General features: G+C 71.1%; 14 protein-coding genes. 4 read left to right on the top strand and 10 right to left on the bottom strand.

The genetic code is table 11. The annotated features are described in order from the left end of the window. Positions 1–113: 113 nt before the first annotated feature. The 7 genes from ahcY to OH809_RS26460 all read right to left on the bottom strand — a co-directional run bounded on the left by ahcY (position 114) and on the right by OH809_RS26460 (position 7,655). Complete coding sequence (gene ahcY, locus OH809_RS26490; protein WP_406420135.1) at positions 114–1,571, bottom strand: adenosylhomocysteinase; 1,458 nt, start codon at positions 1,569–1,571, stop codon at positions 114–116. Between the two features lie 246 nt (positions 1,572–1,817). Beyond that, positions 1,818–2,795 carry a cation diffusion facilitator family transporter gene (locus OH809_RS26485; protein ID WP_406420137.1) on the bottom strand — a complete coding sequence of 326 codons (978 nt, stop codon included), beginning with the start codon at positions 2,793–2,795 and terminating at the stop codon, positions 1,818–1,820. Positions 2,796–2,881: 86 nt separating this feature from the next. Further along, positions 2,882–4,048, bottom strand: a complete 1,167-nt coding sequence (gene manA / locus OH809_RS26480; protein ID WP_406420139.1) for a mannose-6-phosphate isomerase, class I — start codon at positions 4,046–4,048, stop codon at positions 2,882–2,884. 53 nt (positions 4,049–4,101) lie between these two features. Continuing rightward, complete coding sequence (locus OH809_RS26475) at positions 4,102–5,238, bottom strand: SIS domain-containing protein (protein WP_406424968.1); 1,137 nt, start codon at positions 5,236–5,238, stop codon at positions 4,102–4,104. A 118-nt stretch (positions 5,239–5,356) separates the two neighbouring features. Beyond that, positions 5,357–5,539 carry a Trm112 family protein gene (locus OH809_RS26470; RefSeq protein WP_030927015.1) on the bottom strand — a complete coding sequence of 61 codons (183 nt, stop codon included), beginning with the start codon at positions 5,537–5,539 and terminating at the stop codon, positions 5,357–5,359. A gap of 279 nt (positions 5,540–5,818) precedes the next feature. Beyond that, complete coding sequence (locus OH809_RS26465; RefSeq protein ID WP_406420141.1) at positions 5,819–7,183, bottom strand: phosphomannomutase/phosphoglucomutase; 1,365 nt, start codon at positions 7,181–7,183, stop codon at positions 5,819–5,821. Between the two features lie 94 nt (positions 7,184–7,277). After that, entirely contained in the window at positions 7,278–7,655 is a 378-nt protein-coding gene (locus tag OH809_RS26460; RefSeq protein ID WP_406420145.1) for a DUF3499 domain-containing protein, read from the bottom strand. A gap of 322 nt (positions 7,656–7,977) precedes the next feature. Between OH809_RS26460 and OH809_RS26455 the strand changes: the two genes are divergently transcribed. Continuing rightward, a complete protein-coding gene (locus OH809_RS26455) occupies positions 7,978–8,421 on the top strand; it encodes a metallopeptidase family protein (RefSeq protein ID WP_406420147.1) in 444 nt (147 codons plus the stop codon). 311 nt (positions 8,422–8,732) lie between these two features. Here the strand turns inward: OH809_RS26455 and OH809_RS26450 are convergent, their stop codons facing one another. The 3 genes from OH809_RS26450 to OH809_RS26440 form a co-directional block, all read right to left on the bottom strand. Continuing rightward, positions 8,733–10,265 carry a DUF5719 family protein gene (locus OH809_RS26450; protein WP_406420149.1) on the bottom strand — a complete coding sequence of 511 codons (1,533 nt, stop codon included), beginning with the start codon at positions 10,263–10,265 and terminating at the stop codon, positions 8,733–8,735. After that, the gene (locus OH809_RS26445) at positions 10,262–14,167 is read right to left on the bottom strand and encodes a glycosyltransferase (RefSeq protein ID WP_406420151.1); all 3,906 of its coding nucleotides are present in this window, start codon (positions 14,165–14,167) and stop codon (positions 10,262–10,264) included. The genes OH809_RS26450 and OH809_RS26445 overlap by 4 nt, the downstream gene beginning before the upstream one ends. Before the next feature lie 349 nt (positions 14,168–14,516). Next, entirely contained in the window at positions 14,517–14,780 is a 264-nt protein-coding gene (locus tag OH809_RS26440) for a WhiB family transcriptional regulator (protein WP_030927001.1), read from the bottom strand. 728 nt (positions 14,781–15,508) lie between these two features. Here OH809_RS26440 and OH809_RS26435 point away from each other — a divergent pair. From OH809_RS26435 to OH809_RS26425, 3 genes are all read left to right on the top strand, one after another. After that, a complete protein-coding gene (locus tag OH809_RS26435; protein WP_406420153.1) occupies positions 15,509–16,048 on the top strand; it encodes a cysteine dioxygenase in 540 nt (179 codons plus the stop codon). 117 nt (positions 16,049–16,165) lie between these two features. Then, the gene (gene cofD, locus OH809_RS26430) at positions 16,166–17,122 is read left to right on the top strand and encodes a 2-phospho-L-lactate transferase (RefSeq protein WP_406420155.1); all 957 of its coding nucleotides are present in this window, start codon (positions 16,166–16,168) and stop codon (positions 17,120–17,122) included. After that, positions 17,119–18,441 carry a coenzyme F420-0:L-glutamate ligase gene (locus tag OH809_RS26425; protein ID WP_406420157.1) on the top strand — a complete coding sequence of 441 codons (1,323 nt, stop codon included), beginning with the start codon at positions 17,119–17,121 and terminating at the stop codon, positions 18,439–18,441. Before cofD ends, OH809_RS26425 begins: the two co-directional genes overlap by 4 nt. The last annotated feature ends 363 nt before the right edge of the window (positions 18,442–18,804 follow it).

The following is an 18,804-nucleotide window of genomic DNA, read 5'->3' as shown; positions in this document are numbered from 1 at the left end:
GGGGGCCTGCGCTCGTATCTGCTGCTGAAGGTGGGGCTGGTCCGTCAGGGCAGTTCTGGACCGGTCACCGGCTGGTCTGAGCTGCGCCGCTGACGGACGGGATCAGCGCCGGATCAGTAGCGGTAGTGGTCGGGCTTGTACGGGCCTTCGACCTCGACTCCGATGTAGGCGGCCTGCTCGGGGCGGAGCGTCGTGAGCCTCACGCCGAGTGCGGCGAGGTGGAGGCGGGCGACCTTCTCGTCGAGGTGCTTGGGCAGCACGTAGACGTCGGTCGGGTACTCCTCGGGCTTGGTGAACAGCTCGATCTGGGCCAGGGTCTGGTCCGCGAATGAGTTGGACATGACGAACGAGGGGTGGCCCGTGGCGTTGCCCAGGTTCAGCAGACGGCCCTCGGACAGCACGATGATGACCTTGCCGTCGGGGAACGTCCACGTGTGGACCTGCGGCTTGACCTCGTCCTTGACGATGCCGTCGATCTTGGCGAGACCAGCCATGTCAATCTCGTTGTCGAAGTGGCCGATGTTCCCGACGATCGCCTGGTGCTTCATCTTGGCCATGTCGGCGGCCATGATGATGTCCTTGTTGCCCGTCGTGGTGACGAAGATGTCGGCCTGGGCGACGACGTCGTCGAGGGTGGCGACCTGGTAGCCGTCCATCGCCGCCTGGAGCGCGCAGATCGGGTCGATCTCGGTGATGATCACGCGGGCGCCCTGGCCGCGCAGGGACTCCGCGCAGCCCTTGCCCACGTCGCCGTAGCCGCAGACGACGGCGGTCTTGCCGCCGATCAGGACGTCGGTGGCGCGGTTGATGCCGTCGATCAGGGAGTGGCGGCAGCCGTACTTGTTGTCGAACTTGGACTTGGTGACGGCGTCGTTGACGTTGATCGCCGGGAAGAGGAGGGTGCCGTCGCGGTGCATCTCGTACAGCCGGTGCACACCGGTCGTGGTCTCCTCGGTGACGCCGCGGATCTCGGACGCCAGCTGGGTCCACTTCTGCGGGGCCTCGCCGAGGGTGCGGTTCAGCAGGGTGAGGATGTGGCCGTACTCCTCGCTGTCCGCGGTCGACGGGTCCGGGGCCGATCCGGCCTTCTCGAACTCGACGCCCTTGTGGACGAGGAGGGTGGCGTCGCCACCGTCGTCGAGGATCATGTTCGGGCCGCCGGTGGGGGTGTTCGGCCAGGTCAGGGCCTGCTCCGTGCACCACCAGTACTCTTCCAGCGTCTCGCCCTTCCAGGCGAAGACCGGGACGCCGGCGGGGGCGTCCGGGGTGCCGTTCGGGCCGACGGCGATGGCTGCGGCGGCGTGGTCCTGGGTGGAGAAGATGTTGCAGGAGGCCCAGCGGACCTGGGCGCCGAGGGCGACCAGGGTCTCGATCAGCACGGCGGTCTGCACGGTCATGTGCAGCGAGCCGGTGATGCGGGCGCCGGCGAGCGGCTGCGTGGCGGCGTACTCCTTGCGGATCGACATCAGACCGGGCATCTCGTGCTCGGCGAGCGTGATCTCCTTGCGGCCGAACTCCGCGAGGGAGAGGTCGGCGACCTTGAAGTCCTGTCGATTGGCGACCGTCGTCATAACGGGCTGCTCCTCGTCATGGGGTTGAGGGTGGGTAGCTGGCTCTGCGACGGCGGGCACAGCAATGCCCGGGCGCTCGCAGCGCAGTCCGTCGGAGGCCCTCTCTCCCTCGCCCGCTCCGCAGGCGCGGAGCGGCCGACCGCCATCAGCAGCGACGTCTGACACTGTCACCGAATCTACACCGATCGGCCCAGTCGCTCCCAGCCCACTCGGGGCCGGGAGCGGTCGGAAGGGGGATCGGGAGGGTCAGTGGCCGGAATCGGCCGGGTCGGTGTCGGGGGCCTTGGCCGGATTGATGCCCGCGGCGGCGGCCGCCTCGTTGAAGATGTCCGGTTCCAGGTAGATGACCCGGGCGATCGGGACGGCTTCGCGGATGCGGGCCTCGGCGGCGTTGATGGCGTTGGCGACCTCGGTGGCGGTGTCGTCGTGCTGGACGGCGATCTTCGCGGCGACCAGCAGTTCCTCCGGGCCGAGGTGGAGCGTACGCATGTGGATGATGCGGGTGACGGTTTCGCCGTCGACGACCGCGGCCTTGATCTTGTCGACCTGGTCGGTGCCGGCGGCCTCACCGAGCAGCAGCGACTTCGTCTCGGCGGCGAGGACGATCGCGATGATGATCAGCAGGGTGCCGATGCAGAGGGTGCCGATGCCGTCCCAGACGCCGTCGCCGGTCACGAGAGCCAGGCCCACGCCGCCGAGGGCGAGGACCAGACCGATCAGGGCGCCGAGGTCCTCCAGGAGGACGACGGGGAGCTCGGGGGCCTTGGCGCGGCGGATGAACTGGGTCCAGGAGAGCCTGCCGCGGGTCTCGTTGGACTCCTTGATGGCGGTCCGGAAGGAGAAGCCCTCCGCGATGATCGCGAAGAGCAGTACGCCGACCGGCCAGTACCAGGCCTCGATCTCGTGCGGGTGCCGGACCTTCTCGTAACCCTCGTACACCGCGAACATGCCACCGACCGAGAACAGGACGATGGAGACGAGGAAGGCGTAGATGTAGCGCTCACGGCCGTAGCCGAAGGGGTGCTGGGGGGTGGCTTCGCGCTGGGCCTTCTTGCCGCCGAGCAGCAGAAGCCCCTGGTTGCCCGAGTCGGCGAGCGAGTGGACGCTCTCCGCGAGCATCGACGACGAGCCGCTGAACAGGAACGCCACGAATTTGGCCACTGCGATCGCGAGATTGGCGCTGAGTGCCGCCACGATCGCCTTGGTTCCGCCTGACGCACTCATGGGTGCCTGGTGTCCCTTCGTCAATGCTGCGGCCTGGCGCCGCGGTACGGCCGGACATTGTTGCAGCCGCTGATTCGGACGGTACGTCAGGCCACCACTGTGGCGCGGAACAGTGTGCCGGTACCGGACGCTTCGACCGATTCGTCCGACGGCACGAAGACCGAGCCGCCGGGGGCGAGGTCGAGCGTGCCGACGCGGGGTGCACCGGCGGTGCAGAGCAGGATCTGCGGGGCGGACCTGGTCAGGTCCACGGGGGCGGCGCCAGGTGAGAGGTCGTAGCGCGACAGCCGGAATTCGTCGACCGGGGTCTCGTACAGCTCCTCGCCGGAGGGGGACGCCTCGGGGCGCAGGATGCCGGGGTCGGTCGCCTCGAAGCGAACGATGCCGAGGAGTTCGGGGACGTCGATGTGCTTGGGCGTCAGTCCGCAGCGGAGCACGTTGTCCGAGTTGGCCATGATCTCGACGCCGAGGCCGCCGAGGTACGCGTGCGGAACGCCGGCACCGAGGAACAGGGCTTCGCCGGGCTGGAGTTGTACGTGGTTCAGCAGCATCGCAGCGATGACACCCGGGTCGCCGGGGAAGTGGTGTGCGATGCGGGCGTACGGGGCGTGGGCGCCGCCGAGGCGTTCGGCGGCTGCGGCCGCCGCGGTGACCGTCTCCGCCATCTCCGCAGGGTCGGCGGTGAGGATCGCCGTGAGCACTTCGCGGAGCGCCGCCTCTTCGGGGTGGGCTCCGAGCAGGTCGACGTACGGGTTGAGGGAGTCGACGCCGAGCGCCGCCATCGCCTCGGCAGCCTCGGTGGGCCTACGGAAGCCGCAGAGGCCTTCGAAGGGAGTGAGCGCGCAGATCAGTTCGGGCTTGTGGTTGGCGTCCTTGTACGTGCGATGGGGTGCGTCGATCGGGACGGACCGACGCTCCTCGTCCTCGTACCCCTTCTTGGCCTGCGTGAGGTCGGGGTGAACCTGGAGGGAGAGGGGGGCGCCCGCGGCGAGCAGCTTGAGGAGGAAGGGGAGGCGGGGGCCGAACTTCTCGACGGTGGCCGGGCCCAGTTCGCGCTCGGGGTCGGCGGCGATGATGTCGGTGAGGGGCTGCTCGGTGCCTGCGGTACGGGTGAGGCGGGAGGGGGCTCCGGGGTGGGCGCCCATCCACATCTCGGCCTGGGGTTCGCCGGTGGGGGCGACGCCGAGCAGTTCGGGGATGGCGGTGGTGGAGCCCCAGGCGTAAGGGCGCACGGTGTTGGAGAGCCGGTCCATGGAGATTCTTCGTCCTCGTGAGATGCGGGGATCGTGCGATGCGGTGGAGCGGGTCAGGGATGAACTGCCGACGCCAGGGACAGGTAGACGGCGGCGAAGTCGGTGACTGCGAGGAGTTCGGCGAGGGCTTCGAGTTCGGTGCCCTCCTCCGGTTCGAGTTCGCTGATCGCCGTGTCGTGGCCGAGGGCGAGTTCGCGGGCGGCCGGGGCGGCGCTCAGGCCGCCGGTGGGCCGGTCCCGGAGCAGGACGACCCGGGCGTGCAGGGGCTCCGTCTCATCGACCCGGTCGCGGAAGAAGTCGTCGGGGTCGGCTCCGGCGGCGAAGGTGCCCGCCAGCAGTGCCCCGTGGGCGGGGAGCGCCTCCGGGAGTTCGGCTGCGATGGCCGGGCGGCCGGACAGTTCGGCGAGGACGGCGGCGAAGCGTCGCCCGACCGGTCCTGCGGCGTCGCCCTCCGTCCAGATGAGGGGCAGGCTGTCGGCGAGTTCGGCAGCGAGGGTCTTGGCCGGGTTGCTGTACGTGGCAATGGCCGGTCCGCAGCGTTCGGCGGTGCGGTCGAGGCGGTCGGCGACGCTCTGCAGTGCCTCGGGGGTTGCGGTGACCAGGCCGACCCGGTCGAGCAGGGCGAGCAGCGGCGTGAACAGGGCCCAGAGCGTGCCGGGGCCCGCGGCCGAGGTCTCGGCGTCGTACTCGCCGTGCGGGGCGGACGCCATCGGTACGACGAGGCCGTTCACCCCGTCGACCGCCTCGCGCAACGGGGACCGGTGGGGGGCGACCGCAACGACCGTGCAGCCGCGCCGGTACGCCTGTTCGGCGAGGAGGGCGAGGCCCGGTTCGGTGCCGTCGGCCGTGGCGATCAGCAGCAGGTCGACGGAGCCGGCCCAGCCGGGGAGCGTCCAGCGCATCGCGCCCGCGGCGGGTGCGACGCCGGAAGGGGGGATACGGGTGACGGGGGCCGAGGCGCCCGCCAGTGCGGCGATCAGGTCGGCGACGCCGAATGCGGCGGTGCCGGAGCCGGCGACCAGGACGGCGCGGGGGCGGCCCTCCGGGGTCAGTTCGGTGATCCCGGCCTCCGCGGCGTGCCGGGCGGCGGTACGGACGCGCGCCCCGGCCTCGGCGGCGCCACGGAGCAGACCGCGGCGGTCGGCTCGGGCCAGTGCTTCCGGGGCGTCGAGCAACGACTCGTCGAGCATGGGGACGGGCCTTTCGATCACGTGCTGCTCAGCGTGAGGTCTGCGGTGTACGGGGCGGGGTCGCCGGTGCGGTGGGTGACGGCGGTCCCGTGACTCGCTGTTACGCGGGGCGGCGGGGTTACGCGGGGCGGCGGGCCTCGTCGACGAGGAGGACGGGGATGCCGTCCCGTACCGGGTAGGCCAGGCCGCAGTCCGTGCCGGTGCAGACCAGCTCGGGGCTGTCGGCTGCCGAGCGGTCGTCCAGCGGGGAGTGGCAGGCCGGGCAGGCGAGGATCTCCAGGAGGCCGGCTTCGAGCGGCATGGGGTGGGTCCCTTCGGGCATTCGAACGTGTGTGTTCGGTTCACGCGGATCAGGCGTCGTCAGCCTACCGCCGGGGTGGCGGGGGTGCGGCCCGGCCCGGAGCCGGTGGGGCGGGTGGGGCGATGTGGTGTGCATGGGGTTGCGGTGCGGGTCGGGGGCGGCGGGGGGGTGCTCCTCGGCGGGCTCGCCCCTTCCCGAAACCGGTGCTCCGTCCTGGCCCCGTCCGGTTCCCGAACGCCGGACGGGCCGGACGCTCGCCCAAGAGGGCCGGGAGTGGACCTACGCGCGGACCAGGGCCAGGACCTCGTCACGTACCGCCCTCATCGTCCGCTCTTCGCGTGCCTCGACGTTCAGGCGCAGCAGGGGTTCCGTGTTGGAGGCCCGGAGGTTGAACCACCAGTCCCGTGCCGTGACCGTCAGGCCGTCCAGTTCGTCGAGCATGATGCCCTCGCGCGCCTCGAAGAATGCGCGTACCGCTGCCGTACGGGCCGGCTGGTCGTCGACCGTGGAGTTGATCTCTCCGGAGCCGGTGTAGCGGTCGTACTGGGCGACCAGTTCGGAAAGCGGGCCCGGCTGGCCGCCGAGGGCGGCGAGGACGTGGAGGGCGGCGAGCATGCCCGTATCGGCGTTCCAGAAGTCGCGGAAGTAATAGTGCGCGGAGTGTTCGCCACCGAAGATCGCGCCGTGTTCGGCCATCTCCGCCTTGATGAAGGAGTGGCCGACGCGGGTACGGACAGGGGTGCCGCCGTGTGCGCGGACCACCTCGGGGACCGACCAGGACGTGATCAGGTTGTGGATGACGGTGCCCTTGCCGCCGTTGCGGGCGAGCTCGCGCGCCGCGACCAGGGCGGTGATCGCGGACGGGGAGACACCCGCGCCGCGTTCGTCGACGACGAAGCAACGGTCCGCGTCGCCGTCGAAGGCGAGGCCCAGGTCGGCGCCCTCGGCCAGCACCCGGGCCTGGAGGTCGACGAGGTTCTTCGGGTCGAGGGGGTTGGCCTCGTGGTTGGGGAACGTGCCGTCCAGTTCGAAGTACATGGGGACGACGTCGAGCGGAAGTCCCTCGAAGACGGTGGGGACGGTGTGGCCGCCCATGCCGTTGCCCGCGTCGACCACGACCTTCAGCGGGCGGATGGCCGTCAGGTCGACCAGGGACCGCAGGTGGGCCGCGTAGTCGGTGAGGGTGTCGCGGTCCGTGACGGTGCCGGGCGTGGCGACCGGGTGCGGTACGCCCTGTTCGGCCCACTTCTCGATCAGGGTGCGGATCTCGGCGAGCCCGCTGTCCTGCCCGACCGGTGCGGCGCCCGCCCGGCACAGCTTGATGCCGTTGTACTGCGCCGGGTTGTGCGAGGCGGTGAACATCGCCCCGGGCAGGCCGAGGCTGCCGGAGGCGAAGTACAGCTGGTCGGTGGAGCAGAGGCCGATCAGGGTGACGTCCGCACCGCGTGCCGCCGCGCCGCGCGCGAACGCCGCCGAGAGGCCGGGCGACGACGGGCGCATGTCGTGGCCGATCACGATCGCCTCCGCATCCGTCACCTCGACGAACGCCGCCCCGAACTGCTCGGCCAGCGATTCGTCCCACTGGTCGGGCACGACTCCGCGCACGTCGTACGCCTTCACGATCTGCGACAGATCAGCAGTCACGGGCCGGTCCTCCTGAGTTTCCTGCGGACCGCCCAAACTACCCGGCCGGTGCGCGCGCCCGCGGGGGGATGTGGTCGTTCGGTGATCGTCCGCTTCAGGAGTCGGGCGAGCGCAGGACCCGCAGGTGACCGCGGCGCGCGACCTCCATCGGGTCCGCGGTGTGCGGGCCGCCGCCTCTGGCCTCCGCCGCGCGTTCGTGCGGACGCGCCGCCTCCCGCACGGCGTTGGCGAGTGCTTCGAGGTCGTCACCGCTGGGGCGCGTGGGCGCAGAGGGATCGGTGAGCCGGACGACTTCCCAGCCGCGTGGCGCGGTCAGTCGCTCACTGTGCTCGGCACAGAGGTCGTAGCAGTGGGGCTCGGCGTAGGTGGCGAGCGGGCCGAGGACCGCAGTCGAGTCGGCATAGACGTACGTCAGTGTCGCGACGGCAGGGCGGCCGCACGCGGTGCGCGAACAGCGACGTACAGGGCTCACGATGTTGGACGGTACCGCACTCTTGAGCGGGCTGCGACGACTCTCCCTCAGGTCACCCCACCGTGTCGCACTGTGACCTCCGGCACAACCGCCTTTCGGGCAACTGGCCTGACCTGCGCGGGAAGAGGGGAGCACAGGTCACAACGGCAACGATTTCGGTCACCACTCGGTGCATAAGCTGTCAATACGTAGGAGATCCACGGTCGCGGACCGGGCCTGAAACGGGCTCAAGCTTGGCCGGAATGTTCAAGTGCGGACATGCCGCTGTGCTGCCGGTGACGGGCGATCCGGCTGCCCCGCAGAGGGTTACGCTGCGTCGGTGATGGACAGTCCTGTACCGCCGCCCCACCCGTCCGAGCCGCGGTCCGAGCCGCGACCGCGCCGTCGTGACCGCCATGGCCGCGGCATGCGCGGACCCGTCGCCCCGCCCCAGGTGCCGCTCTCGGCCACCAGGGCGGAGAACTTCCGTGATCTCGTACAGGACTCGGTGGAGCGGCTGGAGCGGCGCTGGCCTCAGCTGGCCGATGTCGACTTCATGGTCCTCGATGTGCCGGGGCCGCAGACGGAGACCGTATCGCTGGGGCGTGCGGTGTCCGCGGAGAAGGACCGGCCCGCGCAGATCGTCATCTACCGGCGCCCCGTCGAGATCCGCACCAAGAACCGCGACGAGCGTGCGCTGCTGGTGCACGAGGTCGTGGTCGAGCAGGTCGCGGAGCTGCTCGGGCTGTCACCGGAGTCAGTGGATCCGCGCTATGGGCAGGACTAGTGCCGTGACCGGCAATGTTTGCCCCATGGGGAGCGTCGGCCAGTGCGTGCGATCGCAGGGCGGCCGGAAGTCCTTGAGTGGGGTCTCCCCTGCTCGAACGGAGTCGAGAGCTTGGGGAAGGAGCTACCAGGGCGCTTGGCCAACGCGGCGAGCGGGCGTGCCGGGCGGTGCGACGGGGCAGAGCTTGCCGGGAGGGGCACCAGGTCCTGTCGTCCGGATCGGGCTGCAGATCCCGCGAGCCCAGCATGATCCGAACGAGAGTCCCTGGGTGTTCGGGGCGGGCCGGCCTCGGCCCGCCCCGAACCCGTTGCTCAGTCGTCCAGGACCGAGAGGTCCTGTTCGGCGTCGGGTACCTCGACCGTTCCGCCGTCGTCCGGCAACGTCTGCACCGTGAACATCGGGATGCCGCCCTCCGGAAGGGACAGGGTGCGCGCGGCATGGACCGGACCGCCCGACTCCGTCTCGATCGTCAGCGCGTAACTGCCCTTCAGCCCGGCCGGTACCGGCGGGGTGACGGCGGTCGTCGTACCGGCCTTGACCGTGTACGTCTGGACGGTCTGTTCGCCGCCCTCGCTGCCCGCTGAGGCCGTGACCTTCACCTTCCCGGTGGCGCCCGGAGCGGTGAGGGAAAGGATCGAGCCCTTCGCCCGGTTGTCGGCCACGGTGGCCTGTGCGCCCACCGGCCCGGTCGCCGGGATGTACGCGACCTCCCGTTTGTCGCCGGTGCCGCGGACCACGCGCAGCGCCGCCACCACCGGAGTGGCCCGTCCGCTCTCCGCCGGGGTCAGCAGCAGGGAGCCCGCTTCGCCCCCGGTGACGTCCTTCAGGTCGATGCCTGCGGTCATGTTCGACTTGACGTGAAGATCCTCGTGTCCGGCCGGTGAGATCGCACCGTTCCTGCCCAGCAGCTTCACCTTCAGATCGGCGTCGTCCTCGCCGGGGGCGAAGGCCACCAGCCGGACGTCCGTGGCGTCCGCCGGGATGCCGGGGAGGACGAGGGTGCCGGTCGGGTTGACGGAGGCGGCGAGCCAGTCGCTGCCGGTCTCGTTGTCCGCTGCCCTGACGACCGCGCCGACCCGGCCGGTACGCGTGGTGACGTGGACGGTCACGTCCTCGGCCGCCTCGCTGGTCAGGGTGGAGATCAGGACCGGAACGCTGGACCTGGCCGGGACCGTGATGCCTTCCCCCACATCGGACTTGAGCGAGCCGTCCGGCCCGTACAGCTCGATGTCGGCCACCGCGGCCGTGTCGTCCGGGTTGGTGAGGTGGACGTAGTCCTCGCGGGACTTCGCGGTGCTGGCGGCCGGGAACCAGAAGTTCGTGTCGGGGCCGGTGCAGCTGACCCCGAGCAGGCCGCGGGTGGCGCCCGCGCTGACCGTGGTGGTCTGCTGCGTGGTCCAGCCGGGGGCCAGCTCGCCGGTGGCGGTGCCGACCAGGGCCGGGGCGTCGGAGCCGGATGCCTCGGCGGTAACCGGTCTGCCCGGCTTCTTGAGGGAGACGACCGGCTTGTCGGACTCCGCCTTCTTGCTCTTGTCCTTCTTCCCGTCCGTCTCGGCGGTGGTGTCGTCGCCCGCGCCCGCCGTGGTGGAGACGGACGGCATCAGTTCGGCGGCGCCTGCCGCTCCGCCGCTGCCGCCCGCCGGGGTGAAGGACGTGTACGTCGTCTCCGCGAGGTCCGAGAGGCCGGGGGCCGGGCAGAGCAGACTGGACCGCTCCACCGGCAGCCGTACGGCGGCTTTCGCCTCGCCCGCATCCGCGTCGCCCGGCGCGGTGAGCGCGGCGAACCCGGTGACGGCGGCGAGGGCTACGGTGCCCGCGATGAGGGACAGGCTGGTGGACTTCACTCGGACTCGCCTCGCGATGCGTTACCGGTCGGCCACGGGTTCCGGGCCGGGGCGGGGTTCTCGTCGGGGTTCTGCGGGTCGTACGGGGGCTGTGCGGTGTAGGGGACCTGTGGGTCGTACGGGGGCTGCGGGGCGTACTGGCTGTACTGGCCCTGGTCGGAGTACTGGCCCTGGTCGTACGCGTCCTGGTTCTGGTTGTACTGGCCCTGTTCCTGGTTGTACTGGCCCTGGTTCTGGTTGTACTGGCCCTGTTCCTGGTCGTACTGGCCCTGGTTCTGGTCGTACTGGCCCTGGTTCTGGTCGTACTGCTGCTGCGGGTAGCCGTACGGGTCGCACGCCGGGGCGGTGCCCTGCTGGTAGGGATCGGCGGCGGCCTGCTGCTGCTCGCCCTGGTACTGCGTGTAGTCGGCGCCCTGGTACTGCTGGGTGTCCCACTCGCCGTACTGCTGTTGCTGCGGTACGGGGGCGTAGTGGCCGTCGTCGTCGGGTTGGGCGTACGGGTCCTGCGCCGCGGACTGCTCGCCGTACGCGTCCTGTGCCGCGGACTGCTCGCCGTACGGGTCGGCCGACTGCTGCGCGGGGATGTTCTGCCGTGCCTCGTCCGGCGTCGGCTCGGCGTCCTCGGATGCCGCCTCCGCCTCCGCGGCGGCGCGCAGCCTGCGCGCCCGGCGTCCCTCGCCCGCGACCGGCTCGGCCGGAACCGTCAGGTCCTCCTCGGGCAGGTCGTCGTCGATCTCCCGGCGGCGGCCCGGCAGAGCCAGGACCAGCAGGATCACGCCGAGCGCGGCCTGGGCCCAGATCCACGCGGTGTGGGTGATCGGCGTCTCGTACGTGAGGTCCAGCGTGCCGCCCTCGGCGGGCAGCTCGAAGCCCTGTGCCCAGCCGTCCACCGTCCTGGCGGTCAGGGCCCGGCCGTTCAGCGTGGCCTTCCAGCCGGGGTCCGCGGCGTCGGCGATTCGCAGGACGCGGCCGGAGCCGCCCGCGGGAATCCTGGAGTGCGCCTCGACCGGCCCCGAGCCGACGGGCAGCTGCTCGCCGCCGGCGCCGGACGGGACGATCATGATGCGGGCGACCTGACGGTCCACGCGCCACAGCGCGCTGCCGTCGAGCTGGCTCAGCCGGCTCAGACCCGGGGTCGCGTCGAGCACCCGGCTCATCTCGCGCGGCGCGCCGTCCCGTACGAGTACATAACGGATCGCGAAGCCGCTGAGCTGGCTGCCCTGGTCGGCGCCCGAGCCCGCGACCAGGTTGGCGACCACCTTGTCCAGGTGGCTGTTGGAGCCGCCCGACTCGGCCAGTTCCGCGTCGCCGAGCCGCGCGCCGGAGCCGCGGACCAGGGTGTACGCGACGGATGCGGGCGAGCTGCCGCCCAGGACCAGGGTGCGCGGCTGGTCGCGGGTGCTGCTCTCCTCCGCGACGAACGCGGGGACCTGCACCGGGTCACGGCGCTCCAGCGGGCCCGCGGCGCCGCCGATCATCCAGCCGGCGGCGGCCAGCGCGGGGGCCAGCGCCGCGGCGAGGGCGATCAGGGCGGCGACGGGCTGGCGCCAGCCGAAGCTGAGCTCGGCGACCCGTACCCGGGCACCGTCCGCGCCGACGAGCGCGGCGGTGATCAGCGCGATGCCGTAGACGAGGGTGGCGGGCCCGGCCCAGCCGGAGCCGTTGGCAAGCCCGGCGAAGACCAGGGCGACGAGCGCGACGGCCCAGGCGGCACGGATCGCGAACTGCCGCTCCCCGCGCAGCAGCGCGGCCAGCGCCGCGAGCACGATGCCGAGCAGCAGCACGCCGCCCGCGGCCTTGGGGCCGCCGGGGCTGATCCCGAGCAGGTCGAGCGCGGAGGCCGTACCCGTACCGAAGTCCAGGCCCGCCTCGTCCAGGAACGACGAGGGGTTGCTGAGCAGCGACAGCGACCACGGCGCAAGGACCAGCAGCGGGGTGCCGATCGTGGCGAGGAAGCGGAGCCCGTAGGCGGCGATGTCGTCGCGGCGCAGCACGAGGACGCCGATGCCGAGGACGACAGCGAGCGGCCAGACAATGGGCGTGAAGGCCATCGCGAGGGTGAGGAGCAGGGTGTACGCCCAGGTGGCGCGCCAGCTGCCACGGGTGTCCCCGTGGCCGCGCATCCCGCACGCGGAGACGGCGGCGCGGGTGATCAGCGGAAGCAGAATCGCCAGTACGGCGGTGCCGAGGCGGCCGGTCGCGAGGGCGCCGGTCGCGGCGGGCAGGAAGGCGTACGCGATGCTCGTCCAGGCTCGCAGCAGTCGTGATTCGAGCAGCGGGCGGGAGACGAAGTACGCGGTGAGTCCGGCGAGCGGAACCGAGCAGACGAGCAGCAGCGTGAGCGCGAAGCCGGTCGAGCCGAGGAACAGCGCGGACAGGGCGGAGATCACGGCGAGGTAGGGCGGTGCGGTCTGGGTGCCGCCGGTGCCGACCGGGTGCCAGCCGTCCGCGTACCGCCCCCACAGGTCGGAGACGTCCGCGGGTGCGGGCAGCAGCGCGCCGCCCGCCAGTGCGCCGCCACCGAGGAGGCCGCGGCAGGCGACGAGGGAGACGAGGAGCAGGACGGCGAAGAGGACCGGGCCGGGCTTGCGGCCGATCCGCTTCAGCCGGGCGAACTGCTCGATCTCCAGGAAGTCGGCGTCGTCACCGCCCGGTCCGGACTCGACGGCGCCGTGCCGTGAGCCGCCGGAATCGGCGTCGGACCCGCTGCCGAAGTTTCCGGCGACCTGCTCGACGGTGGCGCGGACGGTCGCACCGCGCGGCGGGAAGAGCCCACGCAGCTCGGCCGTGTCCACGACGCCCCTGCCGCGCCTGCGGCGGGACGCGAGGATCCTGCCGGGGCGCAGCAGCGTGCCAAAGAGTCCGGCGACCTCGTCGAGTGCCTGGCCGGGCACCTTGCCGACCAGGTAGGCGAGGGTGCGGAGCAGGGTGCCGAGCACAAGCCGGAGCAGCACCCAGGGCAGCTGTTTGCCGCGGGCGTTGACGAGCATCGTGTAGACGGCGCCGGCCTTGTCGACGCGGTGCGGGGAGGCGACGGAGCGTCCGGCGCAGTCGATGGGGCGGCGTTCCCGGGCGGATGCCTCGGCATGCCGCAGGACGGCGTCGGGGGCGACGAGGACCCGGTGTCCGGCGGCATGCGCACGCCAGCAGAGATCGACGTCGTCACGCATCAGCGGAAGCCTGCTGTCGAACCCGCCGAGTTCCTCCCAGATGTCACGGCGGATCAGCATGCCGGCGGAGGAGACGGAGAGCACGGTACGGACCTGGTCGTGCTGGCCCTGGTCCTGCTCGCGGCGGTCGAGTCCGGTCCAGCGGCGTCCGCTGTTGGCGATGGAGACGCCGACTTCGAGGAGCTGCTTGCGGTCGTACCAGCCGCGGAGTTTGGGGCCGACGATCGCGGCGTGGTGGTCGGTCTCGACGACGCGCAGCAGCTCGGCGAGCGCGTCGGGCTCGGGTGCACAGTCGTCGTGGAGCAGCCAGAGCCACTGCACCGGTTCGCCGTGCGGCAGTTCGGGCAGGTCGTACGCGTCGTCGCGCCAGCTCCTGGTGACCGGGTCCCAGGAGCTGGGGCGCTTCAGGTACGGCAAGTCGTCGGGGGTGAGTTCATCGGCCGTGCGGACCGCCTCGTCGACGGCCGTACCGAAGCTCGTACGGCGTGCGAGATGCAGGACGCGCTCGGCGCCGAGCGCCTCGGTGACCAGCCGCGCGGAGTCGTCGGCGGAGCCGGTGTCGGCGGCGACGACCTGCTGTACGGGACGTTCCTGCCCGAGCAGCCCGGCCAGCGCGGTGGGCAGCCAGCGTGCGCCGTCGTGGGCGACGAGCACGGCGGTGACGACGTGCCGGGGGAACTCTGGGGCGGCGGCGGCCGCGTACGGCGCCGCCGATTGGCTGTGCACGGACATCGAGGTACGGGCCCTCCGGCCAGGTCCGGGGGGCGTCCCCCCGGGGGCTGCATCGGTGTACACGCGCGCTCCGTCGGGGCGTTGGCGCGTCTCGGACGGGGCCCCACACTAACGGTACGGATGACCGGAGTGGCGCCGAGTGGTTGAACGGGGGCGCTCGGAGGGCGATGGGCGGAGCAGCCGCGCCGGCGGTGGTACGGGGGTGTGCGGACACGGCGATGGCCCGCCGCCTGCGGGCAGGGTGCAGGCGACGGGCCATCGGGGCCGCGGTCCGGAGCATGGTCGGTGGCGCTCGGGCGGCCGGGGGTTCCAGTGAATCCGTCGGTCTGTTGCTTCGCGGGCCTCGCGGTCAGACAGCGGCCTTCTTCAGGCGTCGCCGCTCCCGTTCGGAAAGGCCGCCCCAGATACCGAACCGCTCGTCATTGGAAAGGGCGTACTCAAGGCATTCGGACCGGACTTCACAGGCGAGGCAGACCTTCTTGGCCTCGCGGGTCGATCCGCCCTTCTCGGGGAAGAAGGACTCGGGATCGGTCTGGGCGCACAGTGCGCGCTCCTGCCAGCCGAGTTCCTCGTCCGCGTCCTCGACCAGCAGTTGCTGGAACAGCTCGGTCATGTGCGCCCCTCGTCTGTCTCTTGCGTCCCCGTGATGCAGCCGTTATCGATTCGGCCGAACGACACGAGTGAAATTACAAGTGTGTGGATCCGAGCCAGTCAAGCGGAGATCTGCTATTGGGCCCGGTATTCACTCTGCGGAACCAAGCCTATGCGGAAAGTGTGCAAATCACCAAAAATCTGACATATGCCATGGGCTTCATCACGCCCCCGTCCATCACAGAGTCAGACTCCCGGGAGGGCGGCCATGTTTCGATTCGATCACCGAAGCGATCAAGATCACAGTCGGATCACGAGGCCACTACGACGTTTGGGGGCGCCGTTGTTGCGCCACATCTCCGCCACGGCGGGTGCACAAACCTTTCTCCGACCGGAGTAACCGGATGAGGTGAAACATTACCGCCAAATCGGGCATCAGGTTGACAACGGGAGCTTTGCTCGGTTCCCTTGCTTTCATGCCAGCGACCTCCGTGATGCGCGCGACCCACCTCCGTGGGTTCCGCACCGCTGTCCAGGCTCGCTGTTGCTGTTCCAGCTGTCTCAGCTGTTGAGGCCTTCGCGCTCCAGCTAGTCGCAGCTCTTCTCCGGACCTCGACCTTCTCCGGACAACCCCGTCGAACGACTTCTCGCCCGGCGGCTGCCCGGTCCCTCCCCGGTCCTCGCGACACCCCTCGATCTCTGCATCTGCACTCTTGCCCTGCACTCACTTGCCGAGGAACCACCGCACCCATGAACAGCGACAGCGACCTCCAGATCGCCGGCGACATCCTTGAGGTCCAGCACCTCCTCCGCCCTGCCCGCCAGCACCCCTCCACGGTGGCCGAGTTCGTCGGGCTCGCCCGCAGCATCGCCGCCGACCGCTCGCAGTGGGCGCCGCTCGTCCAGTACGACGCGACCACCCGCTGGTACCACCGGCTCCGCACCGTTCCCCAAGCTCTCGGCTCCGCTCGAGCAGGGGAGACCCCACTCGGTTACGAGGTGTGGCTGCTCAGCTGGGTCCCCGGTCAGGGCAGCGGGCTGCACGACCACGGGCTGTCGTCCGGCGTACTGACAGTCCTGGAAGGCGAATTGACCGAGCGTACGGAGCGCGGCATGCGGTCGCTGGACCCCGGCGCGCAGCGCGTGTTCGCGCCCGGATACGTCCACGAAGTGGTCAACGACTCCCTCGAACCGGCCGTCAGCCTGCACATCTACTTCCCGGGGCTCACCGAGATGCCCATGCACGCGGCGCAGTGCGCCTCGGAGACTGCCGACGCCGTACACGCCTGACAGTCCCACCCGCCACCCACCACCACCCCCACAACGATCAGGCTGCGCCTGACAGCCCCACGCGCCACCCACCACCACCCCCACAACGATCAGGCTGCGCCTGACAGACTGGTCTGTATGCGCATTGTGGTTCTGGCCGGCGGTATCGGTGGTGCTCGTTTTCTGCGTGGCCTCAAGCAGGCCACGCCCGACGCGGACATCACGGTGATCGGCAATACCGGTGACGACATCCATCTGTTCGGACTCAAGGTCTGCCCCGACCTCGACACCGTGATGTACACCCTCGGCGGTGGCATCAACGAGGAGCAGGGCTGGGGCCGTACCGACGAGAGCTTCCACGTCAAGGAGGAACTCGCCGCGTACGGCGTGGGACCCGAATGGTTCGGGCTCGGCGACCGTGACTTCGCGACCCACATCGTCCGTACGCAGATGCTGGGCGCCGGCTACCCGCTGAGCGCCGTCACCGAGGCGCTCTGCGCTCGCTGGAAGCCCGGGGTCCGGCTGCTGCCGATGTCCGACGACCGGATCGAGACGCATGTCGCCGTCGACATCGACGGCGAGCGCAAGGCGATCCACTTCCAGGAGTACTGGGTGAAGCTGCGCGCCTCGGTCCAGGCGCAGGCGATCGTGCCCGTCGGTGCCGAGCAGGCGGAGCCGGCGCCCGGTGTCCTCGAGGCCATCGCCGGCGCCGATGTCATCCTCTTCCCGCCGTCCAACCCCGTCGTCTCGGTCGGCACCATCCTCGCCGTGCCCGGGATCCGGGAGGCGATCGCCGAGGCCGGGGTGCCGGTCGTCGGCCTCTCCCCCATCGTCGGGAACGCGCCGGTACGCGGCATGGCGGACAAGGTGCTCGCCGCGGTTGGCGTCGAGTCCACGGCGGCCGCCGTCGCCCAGCACTACGGCTCCGGGCTGCTCGACGGCTGGCTCGTCGACACGGTGGACGCCGGGACGGTCGACGAGGTGGAGGCCGCGGGCATCCGCTGCCGGGCCGTGCCGCTGATGATGACGGATGTGGACGCGACCACCGAGATGGCGCGGCAGGCGCTGGCGCTGGCCGAGGAGGTACGGGCGTGAGCGGCACGGCTGCCGGTGCGACGCCCTCGTACCGGGTGTGGGCGCTGCCCGGGATGCCCGAGGTGCGGGCCGGTGACAACCTCGCGAAGCTGATCGCCACCACCGAGCCGGGGCTGGTCGACGGTGACGTCCTGCTCGTCACCTCGAAGATCGTCTCCAAGGCGGAGGGCCGGATCGCCGAAGCCACCGACCGGGAGGCGGCGATCGACGCCGAAACCGTACGGGTGGTGGCGCGGCGCGGCACGCTGCGGATCGTCGAGAACCGGCAGGGCCTGGTCATGGCCGCGGCCGGGGTCGACGCCTCGAACACCCCCGCCGGGACGGTGCTGCTGCTCCCCGAGGACCCGGACGCCTCCGCGCGGACGATCCGGGACGGGCTGCGGGACACCCTCGGCGTCGAGGTCGGGGTTCTGATCACGGACACCTTCGGGCGGCCGTGGCGCAACGGGCTGACCGATGTCGCCATCGGGGCGGCCGGGGTCCGGGTGCTGGACGATCTGCGGGGTGGGACAGATGCGCACGGCAATCCGCTGAGCGCCACCGTGGTCGCCACCGCGGACGAGCTCGCCTCGGCCGGTGATCTGGTCAAGGGCAAGGCGGAGGGGCTGCCGGTCGCGATCGTACGGGGGCTCTCGCATGTGGTGGACCCGGCGGGCGCGGAGACCGGGGCCCGGGCGATGGTGCGGGTGGCCGCCGAAGACATGTTCCGGCTCGGGACGTCCGAGGCGGTGCGGGAAGCGGTGACGCAGCGGCGTACGGTCAGGGAGTTCACGGACGAGGCGGTGGACCCGGCGGCGGTACGGCGTGCCGTGGCCGCGGCGGTGACGGCGCCGGCGCCGCATCACACGACACCGTGGCGGTTCGTACTCCTGGAGTCCGAGGAGTCGCGGACCCGGCTGCTCGACGCGATGCGGGATGCGTGGATCGCGGATCTGCGCCGCGACGGCAAGAGCGAGGAGTCGATCGCCAAGCGGGTGCGGCGGGGCGATGTGCTGCGCCGGGCGCCGTATCTGGCGGTGCCGTGCCTGGTGATGGATGGCGCCCATACGTACGGGGACGCGCGACGGGACGCCGCGGAGCGCGAGATGTTCGTGGTCGCGGCGGGCGCGGGCGTTCAGAACTTCCTGGTGGCGCTGGCCGGTGAGCAGCTCGGGTCGGCGTGGGTGTCGTCGACGATGTTCTGCCGCGATGTGGTGCGTGAGGTGCTGGATCTGCCGGCGGAGTGGGATCCGTTGGGTGCGGTGGCGGTCGGGCGTCCGGCGGTTGCGCCGGCGGCCCGGGCGGAGCGGGGTGCGGAGGGGTTCGTCGAGGTGCGGTGAGGTGGGCCGGGGCGGGATTTTCCCTGCCCGCCCCTTGCCGGGGCCCGGGGGCGACCTTGAGTTCTAGTGGTCGTTGCAACACCCCAGCTCAGGGGATGCAATGGACTTCGAGATACGCAAGGACCGGGGGCCGCAGGGGCGAAAGAAGCTGACCCGTGAGCGGGCGGCATACTTCCAGCTCATGCAGCAGGGCTACAGCAGCAGGGAAGCCTGCCGGATCGTCGGCATCGACCGGCGGACCGGCTCGAATACGACGCGGCTTGTCGCGACCTGCGGGCCCGGTTCGTCCCCGATCGCCGGACAACTCGAATGCGACACGGCTGATCGTGGACTGCGAGGCCGGGTCGGGTGTTTGAGGGGGGC

Source organism: Streptomyces sp. NBC_00873, assembly GCF_045207415.1.
GTDB lineage: Bacteria > Actinomycetota > Actinomycetes > Streptomycetales > Streptomycetaceae > Streptomyces.
The sequence above is the reverse complement of the archived record's forward strand: the minus strand, read 5'-3'. Positions and strand labels throughout refer to the sequence as shown.